23 protein-coding genes are annotated in these 20,618 nt (G+C 54.7%); 13 read left to right on the forward strand and 10 right to left on the reverse strand.

What is annotated here, in order from left to right; genetic code table 11:
- Positions 1-80: 80 nt before the first annotated feature.
- Positions 81-1,769 (reverse strand): aspartate:alanine antiporter, encoded by a 1,689-nt coding sequence (locus ACPXSQ_RS02530; protein ID WP_024470916.1) that lies wholly within the window; start codon positions 1,767-1,769, stop codon positions 81-83.
- Between the two features lie 253 nt (positions 1,770-2,022).
- Here ACPXSQ_RS02530 and ybjM point away from each other — a divergent pair, with 253 nt between their 5' ends.
- On the forward strand, positions 2,023-2,388 hold the full coding sequence (ybjM, locus tag ACPXSQ_RS02535) for an inner membrane protein YbjM (protein WP_014606215.1): 366 nt from the start codon (positions 2,023-2,025) through the stop codon (positions 2,386-2,388).
- A 132-nt stretch (positions 2,389-2,520) separates the two neighbouring features.
- Here ybjM and ACPXSQ_RS02540 read toward each other — a convergent pair whose 3' ends face one another.
- Positions 2,521-2,784 carry a GrxA family glutaredoxin gene (locus tag ACPXSQ_RS02540; RefSeq protein ID WP_013025197.1) on the reverse strand — a complete coding sequence of 88 codons (264 nt, stop codon included), beginning with the start codon at positions 2,782-2,784 and terminating at the stop codon, positions 2,521-2,523.
- Between the two features lie 246 nt (positions 2,785-3,030).
- Here ACPXSQ_RS02540 and ACPXSQ_RS02545 point away from each other — a divergent pair, with 246 nt between their 5' ends.
- The 10 genes from ACPXSQ_RS02545 to rlmC all read left to right on the forward strand — a co-directional run bounded on the left by ACPXSQ_RS02545 (position 3,031) and on the right by rlmC (position 11,911).
- Positions 3,031-3,288: a DUF1418 family protein gene (locus ACPXSQ_RS02545; protein ID WP_014593290.1), complete on the forward strand. Its 258-nt coding sequence runs from the start codon at positions 3,031-3,033 to the stop codon at positions 3,286-3,288.
- An 11-nt stretch (positions 3,289-3,299) separates the two neighbouring features.
- A complete protein-coding gene (nfsA, locus tag ACPXSQ_RS02550; RefSeq protein ID WP_014593291.1) occupies positions 3,300-4,022 on the forward strand; it encodes an oxygen-insensitive NADPH nitroreductase in 723 nt (240 codons plus the stop codon).
- Positions 4,023-4,044: 22 nt separating this feature from the next.
- Entirely contained in the window at positions 4,045-4,947 is a 903-nt protein-coding gene (rimK, locus tag ACPXSQ_RS02555) for a 30S ribosomal protein S6--L-glutamate ligase (RefSeq protein ID WP_014593292.1), read from the forward strand.
- A gap of 86 nt (positions 4,948-5,033) precedes the next feature.
- Positions 5,034-5,513, forward strand: coding sequence for a YbjN domain-containing protein (locus tag ACPXSQ_RS02560; RefSeq protein ID WP_014593293.1), 480 nt, complete (start codon positions 5,034-5,036; stop codon positions 5,511-5,513).
- A 493-nt stretch (positions 5,514-6,006) separates the two neighbouring features.
- Positions 6,007-7,116: a spermidine/putrescine ABC transporter substrate-binding protein PotF gene (gene potF, locus ACPXSQ_RS02565; protein ID WP_014593294.1), complete on the forward strand. Its 1,110-nt coding sequence runs from the start codon at positions 6,007-6,009 to the stop codon at positions 7,114-7,116.
- A 114-nt stretch (positions 7,117-7,230) separates the two neighbouring features.
- Positions 7,231-8,364 (forward strand): putrescine ABC transporter ATP-binding subunit PotG, encoded by a 1,134-nt coding sequence (potG, locus tag ACPXSQ_RS02570; RefSeq protein ID WP_014606214.1) that lies wholly within the window; start codon positions 7,231-7,233, stop codon positions 8,362-8,364.
- Between the two features lie 9 nt (positions 8,365-8,373).
- Positions 8,374-9,336 (forward strand): putrescine ABC transporter permease PotH, encoded by a 963-nt coding sequence (potH, locus tag ACPXSQ_RS02575; RefSeq protein WP_013025204.1) that lies wholly within the window; start codon positions 8,374-8,376, stop codon positions 9,334-9,336.
- A complete protein-coding gene (gene potI / locus ACPXSQ_RS02580) occupies positions 9,333-10,178 on the forward strand; it encodes a putrescine ABC transporter permease PotI (protein WP_013025205.1) in 846 nt (281 codons plus the stop codon). The genes potH and potI overlap by 4 nt, the downstream gene beginning before the upstream one ends.
- Positions 10,179-10,252: 74 nt before the next feature.
- The gene (locus tag ACPXSQ_RS02585) at positions 10,253-10,720 is read left to right on the forward strand and encodes a YbjO family protein (RefSeq protein WP_105087681.1); all 468 of its coding nucleotides are present in this window, start codon (positions 10,253-10,255) and stop codon (positions 10,718-10,720) included.
- A gap of 48 nt (positions 10,721-10,768) precedes the next feature.
- On the forward strand, positions 10,769-11,911 hold the full coding sequence (gene rlmC, locus ACPXSQ_RS02590; protein WP_015700669.1) for a 23S rRNA (uracil(747)-C(5))-methyltransferase RlmC: 1,143 nt from the start codon (positions 10,769-10,771) through the stop codon (positions 11,909-11,911).
- A gap of 62 nt (positions 11,912-11,973) precedes the next feature.
- Here rlmC and artJ (ACPXSQ_RS02595) read toward each other — a convergent pair whose 3' ends face one another.
- The 6 genes from artJ (ACPXSQ_RS02595) to ACPXSQ_RS02620 form a co-directional block, all read right to left on the reverse strand.
- Positions 11,974-12,705, reverse strand: a complete 732-nt coding sequence (artJ, locus tag ACPXSQ_RS02595; RefSeq protein ID WP_015700668.1) for an arginine ABC transporter substrate-binding protein — start codon at positions 12,703-12,705, stop codon at positions 11,974-11,976.
- A 122-nt stretch (positions 12,706-12,827) separates the two neighbouring features.
- Entirely contained in the window at positions 12,828-13,496 is a 669-nt protein-coding gene (artM, locus tag ACPXSQ_RS02600) for an arginine ABC transporter permease ArtM (RefSeq protein WP_013025209.1), read from the reverse strand.
- Positions 13,496-14,212 (reverse strand): arginine ABC transporter permease ArtQ, encoded by a 717-nt coding sequence (artQ, locus tag ACPXSQ_RS02605; protein WP_426142669.1) that lies wholly within the window; start codon positions 14,210-14,212, stop codon positions 13,496-13,498. Before artQ ends, artM begins: the two co-directional genes overlap by 1 nt.
- A 6-nt stretch (positions 14,213-14,218) precedes the next feature.
- On the reverse strand, positions 14,219-14,950 hold the full coding sequence (artJ, locus tag ACPXSQ_RS02610) for an arginine ABC transporter substrate-binding protein (protein ID WP_014606210.1): 732 nt from the start codon (positions 14,948-14,950) through the stop codon (positions 14,219-14,221).
- A gap of 15 nt (positions 14,951-14,965) precedes the next feature.
- Positions 14,966-15,694, reverse strand: a complete 729-nt coding sequence (gene artP, locus ACPXSQ_RS02615) for an arginine ABC transporter ATP-binding protein ArtP (protein ID WP_014593302.1) — start codon at positions 15,692-15,694, stop codon at positions 14,966-14,968.
- A gap of 222 nt (positions 15,695-15,916) precedes the next feature.
- Positions 15,917-16,456, reverse strand: a complete 540-nt coding sequence (locus ACPXSQ_RS02620; protein ID WP_014593303.1) for a lipoprotein — start codon at positions 16,454-16,456, stop codon at positions 15,917-15,919.
- Positions 16,457-16,561: 105 nt separating this feature from the next.
- Between ACPXSQ_RS02620 and ACPXSQ_RS02625 the strand changes: the two genes are divergently transcribed.
- Both ACPXSQ_RS02625 and ACPXSQ_RS02630 read left to right on the forward strand, forming a co-directional pair.
- Positions 16,562-16,882, forward strand: coding sequence for a heavy metal-binding domain-containing protein (locus tag ACPXSQ_RS02625; RefSeq protein ID WP_014606208.1), 321 nt, complete (start codon positions 16,562-16,564; stop codon positions 16,880-16,882).
- Positions 16,879-17,703, forward strand: a complete 825-nt coding sequence (locus ACPXSQ_RS02630) for an N-acetylmuramoyl-L-alanine amidase (protein ID WP_015700665.1) — start codon at positions 16,879-16,881, stop codon at positions 17,701-17,703. The genes ACPXSQ_RS02625 and ACPXSQ_RS02630 overlap by 4 nt, the downstream gene beginning before the upstream one ends.
- 23 nt (positions 17,704-17,726) lie before the next feature.
- On the opposite strand, the gene ltaE is transcribed toward ACPXSQ_RS02630, so the two are convergent.
- Together ltaE and poxB are read right to left on the reverse strand one after the other, a co-directional pair.
- A complete protein-coding gene (ltaE, locus tag ACPXSQ_RS02635; protein WP_227022868.1) occupies positions 17,727-18,788 on the reverse strand; it encodes a low-specificity L-threonine aldolase in 1,062 nt (353 codons plus the stop codon).
- Positions 18,789-18,851: 63 nt separating this feature from the next.
- On the reverse strand, positions 18,852-20,573 hold the full coding sequence (poxB, locus tag ACPXSQ_RS02640; RefSeq protein ID WP_014606205.1) for a ubiquinone-dependent pyruvate dehydrogenase: 1,722 nt from the start codon (positions 20,571-20,573) through the stop codon (positions 18,852-18,854).
- Positions 20,574-20,618: the final 45 nt, after the last annotated feature.

A 20,618-nucleotide genomic window follows, 5' to 3' on the forward strand; every position in this document is an offset into this window, starting at 1 on the left:
TTGGGGATTTCAAAGAAAAGCAGTGGCACTTATTCAGACTGTGGTCGGGAAAAAAAGTTCTGGACGTCAGTAAAAAAATTTTATAAGGGCAATAACGGCCAGATAATAACGATTAATGTTCCCGCCAGCGTCAGCAAAACGTTCGCGATAGCATAGGTCCCGGCGTAGCCGAGTGCCGGGATGTTACTGCGAGCCGTGTCGCTGATTATCTCCATGGCTGGCGCGCAGGTGCGTGCACCCATAATGGCGCCAAACAGCAGCGCGCGGTTCATGCGCAGAACATAGGCGCCAAACAGGTAGCAAATCACCACCGGTAACAGGCTGACCAGCAGGCCGCACAAGAGCATCAGCGCGCCGTTACCCGATATACCGTGGTCGATACCGCTGCCGGCGCTCAGCCCGACGCCCGCCATGAATACCATCAGCCCGAACTCTTTCACCATCGTCAGCGCACCCTGCGGAATATAGCCAAAGGTAGGATGGTTAGCGCGCAGGAAGCCCAGCATAATGCCGGCAAACAACAACCCTGCGGCGTTACCGATGCCAAAGCTAAAGTTGCTGAACTGGAACGTAATTAACCCGACCATCAGACCGATGATAAAAAAAGCACAGAATGCCAGCAGGTCGGTCATCTGACTGTGAATCGCCACAAAGCCGATGCGATCCGCTACGCTCTTCACCCGTCGTGCTTCGCCGCTGACCTGCAACACATCACCTTTGTTCAGCATGATGTTGTCATCAATAGGCATCTCGATCTGGCTGCGAATCACGCGGTTGAGAAAGCAGCCGTGATCGGTAAGGTTGAGTTTGCTTAGCCGTTTGTTGACGGCATTGTGGTTTTTCACCACGATCTCTTCCGTCACAATCCGCATATCCAGCAGATCGCGGTCAAAAACTTCTTTGCCGTTACGAAAGCTGGCATCCAGGCGCGCGTGGGCATCCGGATAGCCCACCAGGGAAATATCATCCCCCAGTTGCAGCACCGCATCACCATCCGGGCTGGCAAGGATGCCATTGCGGCGAATTCGTTCGATATAGCAGCCGGTCTGCCGGTATATACCGAGCTCACGCAAGTTTTTGCCGCCGCTCCACGCCACCAGTTCCGGGCCGACGCGGTAAGCGCGAATCACCGGCAGAAACACTTTGCGCTGGCTGTCAGCGTCAAGACCGCGTTCGCGCGCAATCTGCTGGGCGCAGGTGGGTAAGTCCTGATGTTGTAAACGGGGCAGATAGCGTGCGCCGAAAATCAGGCTGACTAACCCGACAAGATAGGTTACGGCATAACCCAGGCTGAGTTGATCCTGCATGATGCTCAGCTGTCTGGGATCGCTGATGCTCTGGCGCAGCGTATCACCCGCGCCAACCAGGACCGGCGTGGACGTCATGGAGCCGGCCAGTACGCCTGCGGTCAGGCCGATGTCCCAGCCAAAAAGCTTGCCGAATCCCAGGGCCAGCAGCAGGGCGCTGACCACCATCACAATGGCGAGCATGAAATAATTTTTGCCATCCCGAAAGAAAATGGAAAAAAAGTTGGGGCCTGCTTCAATGCCGACGCAGAAAATAAACAACATGAAACCCAGGCTCAGGGCATCCGTATTCATCGAGAAGTGTTGCTGACCTAATAATAATGAAACCACTAATACGCCAATGGAATTTCCGAGTTGTATCGAGCCAAAACGTAATTTTCCCAGGCAAAGTCCCAGTGCCAGTACGAAAAATAATAACAGAATGTCATTACCTCTTAACAATTCTGCGATGTTAACATTCAACATTTTAACTTCTTGTTTACTTGTAACCTATTGAAGAGAGGCCTGTTTTTCGCTATCTTGAGCAGGCCGTAAGATTACCTCCAGCTATCACTGATGTCTGAAAAGGTAACGCGGCCAATATTCTAATCAGAAAAATCATTCTCAGCCATTGGCGACTTTCATTCGTTCTCAAAACGACTGTTTCTTTTTATTTCCACCAGGCTCGGCAAGGTCAAAGGCGAAGTTTTGGCATGTTTTTAATGAGTGGGGAGTTATGCCGCAGCGTTATTATTTCTGGGCAACCTGCGTATCAGGTGGCGTGTTTTATTGTGTCGTGTTTATGTTTACCCAGGATTTCCGGCTGTCAGGCACGCAGACGCTACACAGCCAGCCTGAATTGCTGCTTTTTTTACTGCCGGGTGCCGTCATGGCGCTCATGCAGCGGGAGGCGCCGCTAAAAAGCACGCTGGTGATGGCGTTTACTGGAACGGTGCTGGCTGCGCTGCTGCTACATAGCGTGTTTGCCGGGAGTGCCAGCTGGAATTATATTGCTGTCTGGAGCATGAGCGGTATGTTCTGGGCGGGATGCGGGGCATTGCTGGTGCGGTTGCTGCGACTGATCGCGGCGTCAAAGCGTTAGGCTACTGTGTTGAGCTGCATTCTGCCGTTGTCGCGTTAACGCACGCGGGGCTGGCTTAACCGATCATCAAGGCGCGGCTGGCATCACGCCAGCGCGCACTTTTCAGGACGTCAGTTCTGATACATCCGTTGCTCAGGCAACAAATCCCAGATTCTCTTTTGTCCAGGCGGCGAATTCGGTGTAGCCACCAATATGCTGCTCATCCAGAAAAATCTGCGGTACGGTGCTGACAGGTTTACCTGCACTGGCTTCCAGATCGGCTTTTGTGATGCCTTCCGCCTGAATATCAACATACTGGTAATTGAAATCGTCACGCCCGGCCTGCAGCTTATCCGCCAGTTCTTTCGCCCGAACACAGTAAGGGCAGCCGGGACGACCAAAAATAACAGCAATCATTGAGAACTCCTTGCGAGGTCAGTGTGTGATGACGATCACACGACAAAGTCTGGAAAGCCGGTAATGATGCCCGCTCGTCGTGCTTAAAGAAAGCAGGATTTACCTGTTAGTCTGATGCCCGCATCCTATGACGTCGCAAAGCCGGGCCCGGTGCTCTGCAATGGCACTCTCCGAAACCGCTGATGGGCAATTTTAAGGATGTTATCCATAATTGAGACTCAGTCAGCCCTGAGGCAGGAGGAAACCATGCGGAATGTCGCAAAATTGCCCAAGACCATACTGGCAATGGAGGCGCTGGGCGGCGTACTTATCGCGAGCGCGCTGCTGGTCGTTAACCAGTGGTTACCCGCACTGCCTGCCGGTGCCGGGAGCACGCGTCTGGCGACCGCACTGTTTATTATTGGCATTTTGCTGATGTTACCTGCCGCCTGGCTATTGATGTGGCGCTGTGCCAAAGCACTTGCGCCGCAGTTGTTCAACCTTTCTGAAAAAAAAGATAATTAGCTGGAGATTTTATGACACCGACTATCGATTTATTATGCAGCCACCGTTCCATCCGTTCTTTTACGGATCAAAAGGTGAGTGCTGAACAGCGTGAGGCGATTATTGCTGCGGCCCAATCGGCGTCCACATCCAGCTTTTTGCAGTGCTCATCTATTGTACGCATCACCGATCCGGCGTTACGTGACCAACTGGTTACCCTGACGGGCGGTCAGACATGGGTGGCCGAGGCGGCGGAGTTTTGGGTATTTTGCGCTGACTTTAATCGTCACCTGCAAATCTGCCCTGATGCCCAGTTAGGCCGGGCAGAACAGCTGCTGCTGGGCTGTGTGGATACGGCGCTGATGGCGCAAAATGCCATGGTGGCAGCGGAATCCCTGGGGCTGGGCGGCGTCTTTATTGGCGGCATTCGTAATAATATCGCTCAGGTTACCGAACTGCTGGGCCTGCCAAAATTTGTGCTGCCGCTGTTTGGTTTCTGTCTTGGCTATCCTGAATCCATACCGGATGTTAAACCGCGCATCCCGCAGTCGATGCTGGTGCACGAAAATCGTTATCAACCAGTGGATCCTGCGGTGCTGGCTGATTACGATAGCCGCACGGCGATCTACTATGAACAACGCGACAGCAACCAGCGTAGCGAAACCTGGAGCCAGTTGATTCAGCGCCTGATCATCAAAGAGACGCGCCCGTTTATGCTGGATTACCTGCATCAGCAGGGCTGGGCAACACGCTAATTTAACGCAAGGATTTTGATTGATGAAAATGGCCATTCTGTCGCGCGATGGAACGCTCTATTCCTGTCGCCGTTTACGTGACGTCGCCGAACAGCGCGGTCATTTTGTTCAAATCATCGATCCGCTCTCGTGTTACATGAACATCAACCCCGCCTCGCCCGGTATTCACTACCGTGGCGAGCCGCTGGGGCACTTCGATGCCGTTATTCCGCGCATTGGCACCGGGATTACCTTCTACGGCACGGCGGTGCTACGCCAGTTCGAAATGTGCGGCAGTTATCCTTTAAATGAATCCGCCGCCGTGACCCGCGCGCGTGACAAATTGCGTTCCCTGCAGCTGCTGGCGCGGGACGGAATTGATATGCCGGTAACGGGATTTGCCTCTTCTCCTGACGACACGCAGGATCTGATCGCCATGGTAGGCGGCGCGCCGCTGGTGGTGAAACTGGTCGAAGGCACGCAGGGGATCGGCGTGGTGTTGGCAGAGACGCGCCAGGCGGCAGAAAGCGTTATCGATGCCTTTCGTGGGCTGAATGCACACATTTTAGTGCAGGAGTTTATTCAGGAAGCGCGCGGACGCGATGTGCGCTGTCTGGTCATTGGCGATCGGGTCGTGGCGGCCATTGAGCGCCAGGCGAAAGAGGGCGATTTTCGCTCGAATTTACATCGCGGCGGCAAAGCCTGCACGGTTGACATTAGCGAGCAGGAGCGCGAGATGGCAGTCAAAGCCGCCGCGGTTCTGGGGCTGGACGTCGCGGGGGTGGATATTCTGCGCTCGGCGCGCGGCCCGCTGGTGATGGAGGTGAATGCTTCACCAGGTCTGGAAGGGATTGAAACCACAAGCGGTCTTGACATCGCCGGCATGATGATTGACCACATTGAACGGCATGCTACCCCCGGGCTCCGTCCTAAAACCACGGGTTGACCCGCGCTTTTCAGTGGTTTTCGTGGAATCTCACCACGTTTTTCCGTAAGCTAGGTCGCTTATTTATCACCCCATGGGATTTTACAATGGATTCTCTTGTCGTTCCGGATATCGACCTGCTGCGTCGTTGGCTGGATCAGCAAAATATCACTTGGTTTGAATGTGATGCTTGTCAGGCACTTCATTTGCCGCACATGCAAAACTTCGACGGGGTGTTTGACGCTAAAATCGACCTGGTCGATAACGTCATTCTGTTTTCGGCACTGGCCGAAGTAAAACCGACTGCGCTTATTCCGCTGGTGGGTGACTTATCGCAAATTAACGCCAGTTCGCTCACGGTGAAGGCGTTCATCGATATACAGGATGACAACCTGCCTAAGCTTATTGTTTGTCAGTCAATGATGACCACTGCCGGGTTAACCTTCGGGCAGTTTGCACATTTTATGAAGCAGAGCGAAGAAGAAATTTCCATGGTCATTATGGAAGCCTTTGCCAATAATCTGCTGATGATAGGTGAAGACGAAGAGCACGTCTCAAGCAGCAGCATCCATTCTGTTCTGCACTAAGTACAGGATCTGATTAAGCCGTCACCCGTGACGGCTTTTTTTATTCCCGGCGAATGTCTACTTGCTGACCCGCGCTATTTCCCGCCCCGCCGATGCAGCCGCAAAGATCCCTGTCTCCGGCACGCGTAATTCTTAATGTTATCAATTGTGAACGACATAGATTAATTTATAACCGTAATGTTTTATTCTGCATTAAGCCCTTAATTGCCAGATTTATGACGTTCTTTATGCCATAAAAGCCGAACCTCATAGCTTAAACATGCCTAAAATATTGAGTTCAGGCGTTTTTTACGCTGAGGTCTGGTGAACCCTTAACGGGGGGGCTATGCTTGCGGGGCGGCGACAAGCCTTAGATTGCCGCGCAGGTATAGGTTTTTACTATTAAACGTCCACTGAATAATGATTCATTGTGTCACTGAATTTTAATCATAAAACGCAAAACTGAATCACTGATGTGCAGCGTTGTTATAACCCGCTCAGGAGGATTAAAAGCATGTTCAACCAACGTCAAAAATGGTTGTCAGGTGTGGTTGCTGGGGTGCTGATGGCTGCTTCAGCCAGTACCATGGCGGAAGATAAGACGCTGCACGTTTATAACTGGTCGGATTATATTTCGCCAGATACCGTGCCTAATTTCGAAAAGCAGACCGGCATTAAAGTCGTCTACGACGTGTTTGATTCCAATGAAGTGCTGGAAGGCAAACTGATGGCCGGCAGTACGGGTTACGATGTCGTGGTGCCTTCTTCCAGTTTCCTGGCGCGTCAGCTTCAGTCCGGCGTGTTTCAGCCGCTGGATAAAAGCAAACTGCCAAATTATAAAAATCTGGATCCCGCGTTAATGGCGAAAGTGGCGCAACACGATCCGGGTAACAAATATGCGATTCCTTATTTGTGGGGCACCACCGGCATTGGCTATAACGTCGAAAAAGTGAAAGCTGCGCTGGGCGCGGATGCGCCGGTAAACAGTTGGGATCTGGTCTTGAAGCCGGAAAACCTGGAAAAACTGAAAAGCTGTGGCGTGTCTTTCCTGGATGCGCCTGAAGAGATCTTCGCAACCGTACTTAATTATTTGGGCAAAGATCCTAACAGCAGCGATGCAAAAGATTATTCTGGCGCCGCGACGGATCTGCTACTTAAGCTGCGTCCGAATATTCGTTACTTCCACTCTTCGCAATATATTAACGATCTGGCGAACGGCAATATCTGTGTGGCTATTGGCTGGTCAGGCGATATTCTTCAGGCGAAAAACCGTGCGGAGAAAGCAAAGAATGGCGTCAACATTGGTTACAGCGTACCGAAAGAGGGCGCACTGGCCTTCTTCGATATGATGGCGATTCCAAAAGACGCGAAAGATGTGGATGCCGCTTACACCTGGCTGAACTACATCATGGATCCGAAAGTGATTGCTGACATCTCCAATAAAATGAATTACGCCAACGGCAATAAAGCGTCACTGCCGCTGATTAATGCCGATATCCGTAATAACCCGGGTATTTACCCGACGCCGGATGCCATGGCCAAACTGTTTGTGCTGAAGGTTCAGGATCCAAAACTGGATCGTGTGCGTACGCGTGCATGGACTAAGGTTAAAAGCGGTAAGTAATTCGACAGCATATGTTTTGTGACAGCAACAGAGGCGCAGTGCAGGCCTCTGTTGTGCCATTTTTAGCGGCACTGTTTGCCGCGTTGTTCCGCCTGGCTCCGGAGAACTACATTCGTGAACGATGCCATCCCTCGCCCGCAAAATAAAACCGCAAAAGCGTTAACGCCGCTGCTGGAAATTCGCAACCTGACCAAATCGTTTGACGGCCAGCATGCCGTGGATGATGTCAGCCTGACCATTTACAAAGGGGAGATTTTCGCTCTGCTCGGCGCGTCCGGCTGTGGCAAATCTACCCTGTTACGCATGCTGGCGGGTTTTGAACAGCCCACCAGCGGCCAGATTGTGCTGGATGGGCACGATCTCTCCCATGTCGCGCCCTATCAACGGCCGATCAATATGATGTTTCAGAGCTATGCGCTGTTCCCCCATATGACGGTGGAGCAGAACATCGCCTTTGGCCTAAAGCAAGACAAACTGGCAAAGGGCGAAATCGCCAGCCGCGTGGAAGAAATGCTGTCATTGGTGCACATGCAGGAATTTGCCAAACGTAAGCCGCACCAGCTTTCAGGGGGTCAACGGCAGCGCGTGGCGCTGGCGCGCAGCCTGGCAAAGCGGCCTAAACTGCTGCTACTGGATGAACCCATGGGGGCGCTGGACAAAAAGCTACGCGACCGTATGCAATTGGAAGTGGTCGATATTCTGGAGCGGGTCGGGGCGACCTGCGTGATGGTGACGCACGATCAGGAAGAGGCCATGACGATGGCGGGGCGAATTGCCATCATGAACCGGGGCAAATTCGTGCAAATTGGTGAGCCGGAAGAGATTTACGAGCATCCTACCAGCCGCTACAGCGCCGAGTTTATCGGTTCAGTTAACGTGTTCGACGGTCTGCTGCGTGAACGTCAGGAAGACGGCCTGGTGATTGACAGTCCGGGCCTCAAGCATCCTCTGAAAGTGGATTCCGATGTGTCGGTCGTCGATAACGTGCCGGTTCACGTTGCCCTGCGCCCGGAAAAGGTGATGCTGTGTGAAGAGATCCCTGCCGATGGCTGTAACGTCGCGGACGGTGAGGTGGTACACATCGCGTATCTGGGCGATCTCTCCATTTACCATGTTCGCCTGCACAGCGGTCAGATGCTCAGTGCCCAGCTGCAAAATGAACATCGCTACCGCAAAGGTATGCCGACCTGGGGCGACCAGGTGCGCCTGTGCTGGGACAGTGACAGCTGCGTGGTTTTGACAGTTTAAGGAGGCGCGATGAGCCAGATTTTTCAACGCACGAAAGCCCCGGCTAAGCTGCTCGGTACACCCTTGCAGCGCTGGGCAACGCGCATAAAAATGCAGCACGGGCGCAAGCTCGTCATTGCATTGCCTTACCTGTGGCTGATTCTGTTTTTTCTGTTGCCGTTCCTGATTGTTTTAAAAATCAGCTTTGCGGATATTGCCCGTGCTATTCCGCCTTACACCGAGTTGGTCACCTGGGCTGACGATCAGCTGAGTCTGGTGTTGAATCTGGGCAACTATGTCACGCTCAGTGAGGATCCGCTGTATATCGACGCCTATTTGCAGTCGTTAAAAGTGGCCGCGATCTCCACTGTCATCTGTCTGCTGATTGGTTATCCGCTGGCCTGGGCCGTCGCGCACAGTAAGCCCTCGATGCGGTCTGTCCTGCTGCTGCTGGTCATATTGCCGTCGTGGACGTCGTTCCTGGTGCGGGTTTACGCCTGGATGGGGCTGCTGAACAATAACGGTATTCTTAATCGTTTTCTGATGTGGACAGGCGTGATCGATCATCCACTGGTGATCCTCTACACCAATACGGCGGTCTATATCGGGATTGTGTACTGCTATCTGCCGTTTATGGTCTTGCCCATCTATACCGCGCTGACGCGTATCGATTACTCGCTGGTGGAAGCCTCGCTGGACCTGGGCGCGCGCCCGCTGAAAACCTTCTTCAGCGTGATCGTGCCTCTGACCAAAGGCGGCATCATTGCCGGTTCCATGCTGGTGTTTATCCCGGCGGTCGGCGAGTACGTGATTCCCGAACTGCTGGGCGGACCGGACAGCATCATGATTGGTCGTATTCTCTGGCAGGAGTTCTTTAACAACCGCGACTGGCCGGTGGCCTCCGCGCTGGCGGTGATCATTTTGCTGATTTTGATTCTGCCGATTATCTGGTTCCATAAACATCAAAACCGAGAAATGGGAGAGAAGGGATGAATAATCTGCCAACGATCCGCTCTCCCTGGCGCACGGCGATTTTGGCCTGCTGCTTTATGTTTCTGTACGCGCCCATGCTGCTGCTGGTGGTTTACTCCTTTAACAGTTCCCAACTGGTTACGGTCTGGGAAGGGTTTTCATTTCACTGGTATCAGGTGCTGTTTCAGGACGATGCCATGATCGATGCGGTGCTGCTGAGCCTCACCATTGCCGCGCTTTCCGCCACCATGGCGGTGGTGCTGGGTACCATGGCGGCGGTGATCATCGTGCGGTTTGGGCGTTTTCGTGGCCATAACGGCTTTGCCTTTATGCTCACTGCACCGCTGGTCATGCCCGATGTGATTACCGGCCTGTCGCTGCTGTTGCTGTTTGTCGGGCTCGGCAATGCGCTGGGCTGGCCGACAGAACGCGGTACGCTCACCATCTGGCTGGCGCACGTGACCTTCTGTACCGCCTACGTGGCGGTGGTGATCAATTCGCGCCTGCGCGAGTTGGACCGGTCAATTGAGGAAGCCGCAATGGATCTTGGCGCGACGCCGTTGAAGGTCTTCTTTGTGATCACGGTGCCGATGATTGCGCCGGCCATCGTGACCGGCTGGCTGCTGGCCTTTACCCTGTCACTGGATGACCTGGTGATTGCCAGCTTTGTGACCGGCCCGGGTGCCACCACCTTACCGATGGCGATTTTTGCCACGGTACGACGTGGCGTTAATCCGGAGATCAACGCGCTGGCTTCCCTGATCCTGTTCGTTGTGGGCATCGTGGGCTTTATTGCCTGGCGCGTCATGGCACATGAAGAAAAACAGCGTTTAAGCGATATTCAGAAAGCGAAACGTGGCTGAAATCCCCGACTTTTGCCATTCTATAGAAGGGCTGGTTAATCCAGCCTTTTTATCGTCATGGTGGAGTGAAAGACATGTCGGAAATGCTTAAACACGGCGCTGTTTTACCGGCTGCCCCGGTCCCCGTCACGGTGGCGGGCGTGGCGATTATCGCAACGCGCTGCCTGAGCGTGTTGATGCTGGCGAATGAACTGGGTTATACCGAGCTGGCCAACTTTGTCCATCGCAGTGCGCAGTCATGGGATTCCACGCTGATCTTCATCGCCAGCCAGGTCATTTTCTTATTTGAATTGCGCTGTGCCTTCACGCTGATGCGCGGAAGCAACCGGGGACGCTGTGGATTCGTGGCGGCGCAAATTGTGGTGCTGTTATATATGTTGATGGCCTCCACAGGCGGGATCTATCCGGAAATCTACAGTATTGCAGGTGAAAATAATCTGCAGATTATTCACCGCACGCTGCTGCAAAAACTGCCCGATCTGATGGTGTTATTACTGCTTTTTCTGCCCGCCAGCAGCCGCGCATTTTTCCGCAAGCGGTGATACAATCGCGCTCCGCCAACCTTCCCGACAGTTAATACAGGCTTTACCATGCACTGCGCGCTCTATGACGCTCACCGTTGCCGCTCTTGCCAGTGGCTTGAAAAACCCTATCCCCAGCAGCTTGATGATAAAGGGGCCCGGCTGAACCAACTGCTGGCCGCGTTTCCGGTTAAACAGTGGCTGCCGCCGGTAACCTCAGCGCAGCAAGGGTTCCGCAATAAAGCAAAGATGGTGGTAAGCGGCAGCGTTGAGCGTCCGGTTTTCGGCATGGTGCAGCGCAACGGCGAGGCGACAGATCTTTGCGCATGTCCGCTCTATCCTGACAGCTTTTCCCCGGTACTGGCGACCTTAAAACCCTTTATCGCGCGTGCCGGTTTAACGCCGTATAACATTGAACGTCAGCGCGGTGAACTGAAGTATTTGCTGCTCACCGAAAGTACCCAGGGCGGCATGATGCTGCGTTTTGTCCTGCGGTCGCACACCAAACTGACACAGCTGCGTAACGCCCTGCCGTGGCTACAGCAGCAACTCCCACAGCTAAAGGTCATTTCAGCCAACATACAGCCGGTGCATATGGCTATTCTGGAAGGGGACGAGGAGGTCGCATTGACATCCACTCAGGCGCTGGCGGACGAGTTTAACGGCGTGCCGTTGTGGATTCGACCACAAAGCTTTTTCCAGACCAATCCTCAGGTCGCCAGTGCGCTGTACGCGACGGCGCGCGACTGGGTACGTCAACTGCCGGTGACCAGCATGTGGGATCTGTTTTGCGGCGTGGGCGGATTTGGCCTGCATTGTGCCTCACCCACGTTAGCGCTTACCGGTATTGAGATCAGTCCCGAAGCCATCCAGTGCGCGCAGCGCTCTGCGCAGATGCTGGGTCTGAACAACGTCAGTTTTGCCGCACTGGATTCCACCGCGTTTGCCACTGAGCGGGATAGGGTGCCACAGCTGGTGCTGGTGAATCCGCCGCGTCGCGGGATTGGGGAAGCGCTGTGTGATTATCTGAGCGCCATGGCGCCTGACTATGTGCTCTATTCAAGCTGCAATCCGCAGACCATGGCACAGGATATTGCCCGGCTGAAGGATTACGAGGTTACCCAGGTACAGCTGTTCGATATGTTTCCGCACACGGCGCATTTTGAAGTGCTGACGCTACTGACGCGTCAACGGTCAGGCGGGCCAGCCTGATCCTCTGCTGAACGGAGAAGAGTGCAGAACCGATCAGCAGAAACGCCGCTGGCCCATGAGCGTTATTCAGGGAACCATTTCTGATTGATTTTCTGCCAGCTGCCGTTGGCTTTCAGGGCCGCCAGCGCCTGATTAAATTTATCCCGCAGTGGGGCGTTACCTTTGCGCACCGCAATCCCCAGGCCGGTACCAAAGTACGCCGGGTCCGTAACGTGTTCACCGACGCTGGCCAGATCGTTGTTGGTTTTTAACCACTGATTGACAACTGCGCTGTCGCCAAATACGCCGTCAAGACGTCCGTTTTTCATGTCCAGAATCGCATTCTGATAGCTGTCATACGCGACGACGTTGATTTCCGGATGCTTGTCCTGCAGATATTTCTGGTGCGTTGTACCGTTCTCAACGCCGATACGTTTGCCTTTCAGCGCATCAATAGCGGTAAATTTCCCTTTAGGCGCAATCACAATGGCGGAGTTCGCGTAATAGGGCTGAGTGAAGTCAACCTGCTTACTGCGTTCAGCGGTGATATCCATACCGGCAATCACGGCGTCATAGCGGCGGAACTTAAGTGAGGGGATCAGGCTGTCAAAGGCCGTGTTGGTAAACGAGCATTCCGCTTTCATCTGTTCGCACAGCGCTTTCGCCAGATCGATGTCGAAACCGACAATCTGATTATCGCTGTTCAGCGATTCGAAAGGTGGGTAGGTGGCAGAGGTCGCGAAGCGAATTTTCTCAGCAGCCTGAGCGCTTACGGCCAGGCTTACCAGTGCAGCGGCAATCATCCATTTTTTCATTACAGGCTCCCGTTAGCCATCAATAACACAGCAAGTGAATGCGCCACACGATGCCAGTAAATGAATTTTTATGCAATAAATATGATTATAAAATTAATCAGGCAGGCTGCCCTGCCTGCGGGTTAATTTCGCCGTTCGAACGCCAGGGCGCGTTTCTCGATCAGGCGCATCATAATGGTGAGCAGCCCGTTGACACAAAGGTAAATCAGCCCGGCAGCCGCGTAGACCGTGACGTCATAGGTCCGGCCATACAGCAGTTGACCATGGCCCATGACCTCCATCAGCGTAATGGTAAACGCCAGGGATGTGCCCTTAAACACCAGCACCACTTCGTTGGAGTAAGAAGACAGGGCGCGCTTAAACGCATAAGGCAGCAAAATACGCAGGGTTTGCCGGGGCGTCATGCCCAGGGCTTCACAGGACTGCCACTGACCAGCGGGAATGGCACGAACGGCGCCGTAGAACAGCTGAGTCGTGTAGGCCGCGCTGTTAAGCGACAGGGCCAGCATGGCGCAGAGCCAGGGCTGTGATAACAGATGCCATAACCAGGGCAGCGTTTGCAGGCTGGGAAACTGGCCCGGCCCGTAGTAGATCAGGAAGATCTGCACCAGCAGCGGCGTGCCGGTAAACAGGGTAATAAAGCCTTTTACCAGCGGAGAAAACAGCGGGGTTTTCAAGGCCAGTACGATGGTAAAGAGCAGCGACAGCAGCAGCGCGGTTACGAGCGAGGCCGCGGTCAGGCTCAGGCTGGTGTTAAGCCCTTTAAGCAGTTCGGGTAGATAGCTCAGCATCAGCTGTTCCCCCGCTCAAAACGCGTGGTGCGCAGTTCAATTCGGCGCAGTACGGCCTGACTGAAAAGCGTGATCGCCAGATAAATGGCCGCCGCCACTAAAAACCAGGTGAAAGGCTCCTGGGTGCGGGTCGCGATACTTTTCGTCTGCAACATAAGATCGTTAACGCTAATCAGCGACACCAGCGCCGTATCCTTTAGCAAAACCAGCCACTGGTTTCCCAGGCCTGGCAAGGCATGGCGCCACATTTGCGGCATAATCAGACGAAAAAAAATCGCTGACTTTTTCATGCCGAGCGCCTGGCCGGATTCCCACTGTCCAATCGGGACGGCTTTAAGCGCGCCGCGCAGGGTTTGAGAAGCATAGGCCGCATAAAGCATGGCCAGAGCAATAACACCACAGAGGAACGGGCTAACGTCAAAGTTTTCAATGTGCATCTGAACCGGCAGCGTAAACAGGTCGAAGTTCAGCGTAAAGCCGTCGGATAAGGTCAGCAGCAGCTGTGATGCGCCGAAGTAGATAAACAGCACGACCAGGATTTCCGGCAGGCCGCGAATCAGCGTGACGAGCGTGGTTCCGATCCACGCCAGCGGCTTCAGTCGCAGTGACTCCCAGCCGGCAAAGATCATCGCCAGCACCAGGCCAGCGATGAGGGCACAAACAGCAAGGCCGACGGTCATGCCGGCGGCGCTTGCAAGCGGGATTATTTCATTCATCAGAAATTACTGCTGGAACCATTTGCTGTAGATGGTTTTGTAGGTGCCATCGGCTTTGATTTTGTCCAGTGCCGTGTTGAATTTGCTTTGCAGCTCGGTATTTCCCTGACGCACAGCAATGCCCAGACCGGTACCGAAATACGCTTTATCCGTTACTTTCTCACCCACCGGGGCCAGGTTAGCGTTCTGCTTCAGCCACTCGTTGACCACGGCGCTGTCACCAAAGACGGCATCGATGCGGCCATTTTTCAGATCCAGTACCGCATTCTGGTAGCTGTCGTAAGGCACCACGGTAATATCCGCGTGCTTGTCCGTCAGGTATTTTTGATGCGTGGTGCCATTCTGCACGCCGACGCGCTTGCCTTTCAGCGCCTCAACGCTCGCCACTTTGCCCTTCTGCGCAACGAAGATCGCCGAGTTGTCATAGTAAGGTTTGCTGAACAGGACCTGCTTTTCACGTTCAGGGGTGATGTCCATGCCTGCCATCACCGCATCAAAGCGGCGGAATTTCAGGCTGGGGATCAGGCTGTCAAAGGCCTGGTTGGTGAATGTACAGGTCGCATCCATCTCTTTACACAGCGCATTAGCCAGATCGACATCAAAGCCCTGAATTTTGTTATTCGCATCAACAAATTCAAAAGGAGGATAGGAAGCCTCAGTAGCAATACGAATGGTTTCGGCAGCGGAAGCGCTCAGACTTAATCCGGCAAGCAGTGCAGCAAGTACGACTTTTTTCATTTTTAGCATCCTGACTTAGTGCGAAAGATAATGTGCAAACGCCTCGGTTTGCGGCTGTGTAAAGCGGCTGGCATCGCCCTGTTCCACAATATGACCGTTTTCCATGTACACCACACGGCTGGCCGTTTTACGCGCCACTTCCACCTCATGGGTCACGATCACCTGGGTAATCTGGGTCTGGGCCAGTTCGCGAATGATACTGACAATCTGTGCGGTGATTTCGGGGTCGAGCGCGGCGGTCGGTTCATCAAATAACAGGATCTGCGGCTCCATCATCAGCGCGCGGGCAATCGCAACACGTTGCTGCTGTCCGCCAGAGAGGTGCAGGGGAAAGCGGTCGCTGTAGCTGGTGAGACGCAGACGATCGAGCAGCTTGTCGGCTCGGGCCCGGGCATCGGCTTTGCTTAAGCCCAGTACACGGCAGGGCGCTTCCATCAGGTTTTGCAGTACCGTCAGATGGGGCCAGAGATTGTACTGCTGAAAAACCATGCCTACGTTTTGGCGCAGCTCGCGTATTGCCGCCGCCGAAGGCGTTTTGCTGAAGTCGAAATCGTGACCTGCAATGTGCAACTGACCAGAGCGCGGGTGCTCAAGCAGATTCAGCACACGCAACAGCGAGCTTTTCCCTGCACCGCTTGGGCCAAGCAGCACCAGGGTTTCGCCTTGCGGACATTCCAGGTTAATGTCAAACAGCGCCTGATGAGCACCGTAGAAACAGTTAATCGCGTTTAGTTGAATACTCATGCGCCAATTTTGAATAGCTATTAGTTTTGCGGATTTTAACGTCACCAAAATAGTTATGCAATTAAGGTGGCTTAAAATTTACGAATAAGCGGTAAACACCCAAAAGATTAGCACAAGATGTTGTGAGGCGAACGGCGGGCATTTCTGGAAAGGCAGGCTGAATGCCGTCTGAACGCGTCCGGCGGTTAAGCCCGCGCGTTCAGACGTGGAGGTAAAGGTTATTTATTTTTTCGCCTTTTCAAGCATCTGGCTCAGAGAACCGCCTGCCGGGTGAGGCACGTCTGCGACGTAGCGGACATCGTCCACCACCCAGCAACTGCCCTGATGGATCATCAACACTTCATCCTGCCACTGCTTATCGTCACGGCTCATGTTTACCCGCAACGGGATATTGCGGGCATCCCGGTTTGGAATGGTCGACGCATCAGCAACATCAGCCTGAGTTGGCCCCTGTGCCAGGCTGGAGAACAGATCGCCGCTGTGCCATTGTGTTGCGTTCTGGCTTTGGCTTGCTTCCTGAAGGGCGTGATAGAGGCCTTCGCTCAGGTAAGGACGATAGTTTGCCAGCGTGGTGGTGTCAGGCAGACCGGCGGTGGGATGTGCGATCCGCATATCGTAGAACTTTTGTGCCACGGTGTCGGGGCCGCCTTCAACGCAAGGGGCGAGTCGTGGGCCGTTATCCTTAATTACCGGCTCTACTGTCGTACAGGCACTCAGCAGAAGCGCGGCCGGGAGCAAAAGCGCAAAACCTTTGTTTCTCATCTCGATTTCCTTATTGTTCTCTGGCAAGGTGCCTTTTTAACATAGAGTATAGTTCTGCTTTTAGGTGAAAGAGCCTTTGGCCGGTTTACGTAACAGGAGAAAACGATGAAATTTTCGACGACGCCAACCCTGGAAGGACACAGTATTACGGATTACTGTGGCGTGGTCACCGGGGAAGCCATTCTCGGTGCCAACATCTTCCGCGATTTTTTCGCCGGCATTCGCGATATTGTCGGTGGCCGCTCGGGCGCGTATGAAAAGGAACTGCGCAAAGCGCGCGAGATTGCCTTTAAAGAGCTGGAAGAGCAGGCCAGCGTGCTGGGTGCCAATGCGGTCGTCGGCATTGATATCGATTACGAAACCGTGGGTAAAGACAGCAGCATGCTGATGGTGAGCGTGACCGGCACGGCGGTTGTGATTCGTTGAAACGTATTCTGCTGCTGTTGGCGCTCTGGGTGCTGGTGGGCTGCCAGTCGGGCATAGAATCACGACCGGGCTATTGGGTCGATCTGCGTCATCCCGCTCAGGGCGCGCGACCGCGCGTAAAAGTAGTGGTGATTCACTATACCGCAGAAGACTTTTCCTCTTCCCTCGCTACGTTGACCGATCGTGACGTCAGCGTCCATTATCTTATTCCTCGCCAGCCGCCGCAGCGCAAGGGGCAGGGCATTATCTGGCAACTGGTACCGGAGCAGGATCTGGCCTGGCATGCCGGGCCGAGCTTCTGGCGCGGCGCAACCCGTATCAACGATACGTCAGTCGGCATTGAGCTGGTGAACAACGGCTATCGCCGTACCCTGACCGGCCTGGAATGGCAGCCTTTTCCTCCCGAACAAATCCGTGTGCTCGGCGCGCTCATCAAGGATATCGCCCGCCGGTATGGTATCGCGCCGGAAAATATCGTGGGCCACAGCGATATCGCCCCTCAGCGTAAACAGGATCCTGGCCCGCGATTCCCTTGGCGGCAGCTGGCTGAGCAGGGCATTGGCGCCTGGCCCGATCCGCAGCGCGTCGCTTTTTACTTAGCCGGGCAGCATCGAGATGCCGCCGTACCGGTTGCCACAGTGCTTGATCGCCTGCAGCGCTACGGCTATGAGGTCACGGAAGGGATGAGCGCGAACCAGCAACGGAATTTGATTGCGGCGTTTCAGATGCATTTCCGTCCAGCGAATTATCAGGGTTTAGCGGATGCTGAAACCCTGGCGATTGCAGAGGCGCTGCTGGAAAAATACGGGGAAGCGCAATAACCGGTGGTTACCGCGCTCAACATCTAGCGACTCGCGTAAGGTGACGCGGCAAGGGAAGACGGCGTGACGGGAGCTCCGGGACGATGCTGTGCCAAAAACGCCCGCCAGTGCGACAGCACCTTTTCCAGCGCCGGGCGCTCAGCATCCAGATGGGTGACGATTCGGGTCACGGGACCCACGCTCATCAGCACATCATGGGATCTCATCCACTGACCCAGCGCGTCAATCTGGTCTGCCGGGACGCGCACGAACAGCATATTCGTCTGCTGCTCCGTGACCTCAATGCCGATCTTCTGCAGCGCCTCTCCTAGCCAGGCCGCATTCTCGTGATCGGTCTGTAACCGTGCGACGTTGTGTTGCAACGCATACAGCCCCGCCGCTGCCAGCACCCCCGCCTGACGCATACCGCCGCCAGTCATCTTGCGCCAGCGACGCGCGCGTTCAATATAATCTGTATCGCCGCAGAGCAGTGAACCCACGGGCGCGCCCAGTCCTTTTGACAAGCAGATAGTTAAGGTATCGCAATAACGGGCAAGGTTTTCCAGCGTGGTTTGCTGCGCCACGACGGCATTAAAAATACGTGCGCCGTCAATGTGCAGCGCCAGCTTATGCTTGCGGGTAAAATGCCACGCCTGCTCCAGATAGCCCGCGGGCAGGACTTTGCCATGATGGGTATTCTCCAGGCTCAGGAGCCGGGTCGGGGCGAAATGAATATCGTCAGGTTTGATGAAGTCGGCCACCACATCCAGCGGCAGGCTGCCGTCGGCCGCCGCCAGAATCGGCTGGGGTTGGATGCTCCCCAGTACCGCCGCGCCGCCTGCTTCGTACTTATAGTTATGCGCCTGCTGGCCCACAATGTACTCTTCACCACGCTGACAGTGGCTCAGCAACGCCACCAGATTGGCCTGGGTGCCAGTGGGCAGAAACAGCGCAGCGGCTTTACCACTCAGCCTCGCCGCTTCGGCTTCCAGTGCGTTAACGGTAGGATCGTCCCGATAAACATCATCCCCGGTTTCAGCAGCCATCATCGCCTCTAACATGGCGGCACTGGGACGGGTCACGGTATCACTGCGTAGATCAATCACATTGTGCTCCTGGGCAGCAAAATGCCAGGCGGGCGGAGAACCCGCCTGTAACATCCGTCTGTTTTACCGCAGCCAGTTGGTTTTTGCCAGTTCAAGCACTTCATCACCGCGGCCGTTAATAACGGCGCGTAGCATATAGAGGCTAAAGCCTTTGGCCTGTTCCAGCTTAATTTCCGGCGGCATCGCCAGTTCTTCTTTTGCGGTAATCACATCGACCAGGACCGGGCCATCATGGGCAAAGGCCTGTTCCAGCGCGCCATTCAGTTCAGAGGCTTTCTCAACGCGAATGCCTTTAACACCACAGGCCTGAGCAATGGCGGCAAAATCAGGATTGTGCAGATCGGTGCCGTCGGTGAGATAACCGCCGGCCTTCATCTCCATGGCAACAAAGCCCAGCGAGCTGTTGTTGAAAATCACCAGTTTTACCGGCAGCTTCAGCTGGGCGACGGTCAGGAAATCGCCCATCAGCATACTGAATCCGCCGTCACCGCATAGCGCCACGACCTGACGGTCACGGTTGAGTGATTGCGCGCCCATGGCCTGCGGCATCGCGTTCGCCATTGAACCGTGGTTAAAGGAGCCAAGCAGGCGGCGTTTACCGTTCATTTTCAGGTAGCGAGCCGCCCAGACGGTTGGCGTGCCCACGTCGCAGGTAAAGATCGCGTCGTCGTCGGCAAGTTGACTGATTTGCTGGGCCACATATTGCGGATGAATCGGCTGGTTATCATTGGCGGTTGCCAGCGAATCCAGATCTTTACGCGCCTCGGCATAATGCTTCAGTGCGCTGTCCAGGTGACGCTGCTCGGTTTTGACCTGCAGCTTTGGCAGCAGCGCGCGCAGCGTGGTTTTGACATCGCCGATATAAGCCTGATCTACATGGCAGTGCGAGCCCAGGCTGCCCGGATTAATGTCGAGTTGGATAATTTTCGCTTTTTCCGGGTAGAAGGCGCGATAGGGGAACTGGGTGCCAAGCAGGACCAGGGTGTCGGCATTCATCATGGCATGATAGCCCGAGGAAAAACCGATCAGCCCGGTCATGCCCACATCGTACGGGTTATCGTATTCAATGTGCTCTTTGCCGCGCAGGGCATGGACCACCGGCGCTTTCAGCGTTGCCGCCAGCTCCACGACTTCCCGGTGCGCGCCTGCGCAGCCGCTGCCGCACATCAGCGTAATATTTTTCGCGTCGTTCAGGGTTTGCGCCAGGGTGGTCAGCTCATCGGCGGACGGCAGCACCAGCGGCAACTGCGGTGGATACCAGTCAGCGCGGGCGGATTCCGGTGCGGCCTGCAGCGCGACATCGCCCGGCAGGACAACCACCGATACGCCACGATTCAGGATGGCTTTACGCATCGCAATGCCCAGCACCTGCGGCAACTGCTCGGGGTTCGATACCAGCTCACAGTAGTGGCTGCATTCGCGGAACAGCTCCTGAGGATGGGTTTCCTGAAAGTAACCACTGCCGATTTCGCTGGAAGGAATATGGGCCGCAATCGCCAGGACCGGCACGCGGTTGCGATGGCAGTCAAAAAGGCCGTTAATCAAGTGCAGGTTACCGGGTCCGCATGAACCCGCACATACTGCCAGTTCCCCACTGACATGCGCTTCTGCACCAGCAGAAAAGGCGGCCACTTCTTCATGGCGGGTGGGCATCCACTCAATGGTGCCCATTCGGTTCAGGCTGTCGCTCAGGCCGTTTAATGAGTCACCCGTGACGCCCCAAATACGTTTTACACCGGCGTTTTCCAGCGTTTTGGCCACCAGCGCCGCTACGGTTTGTTTCATCTTCTTCTCCTTGGTCATCCGTCGCCATCCACCGGATAGCAGAAT

This window comes from Pantoea sp. EEL5, from assembly GCF_049892805.1.
GTDB classification, from domain to species: Bacteria; Pseudomonadota; Gammaproteobacteria; order Enterobacterales; family Enterobacteriaceae; genus Pantoea; species Pantoea ananatis.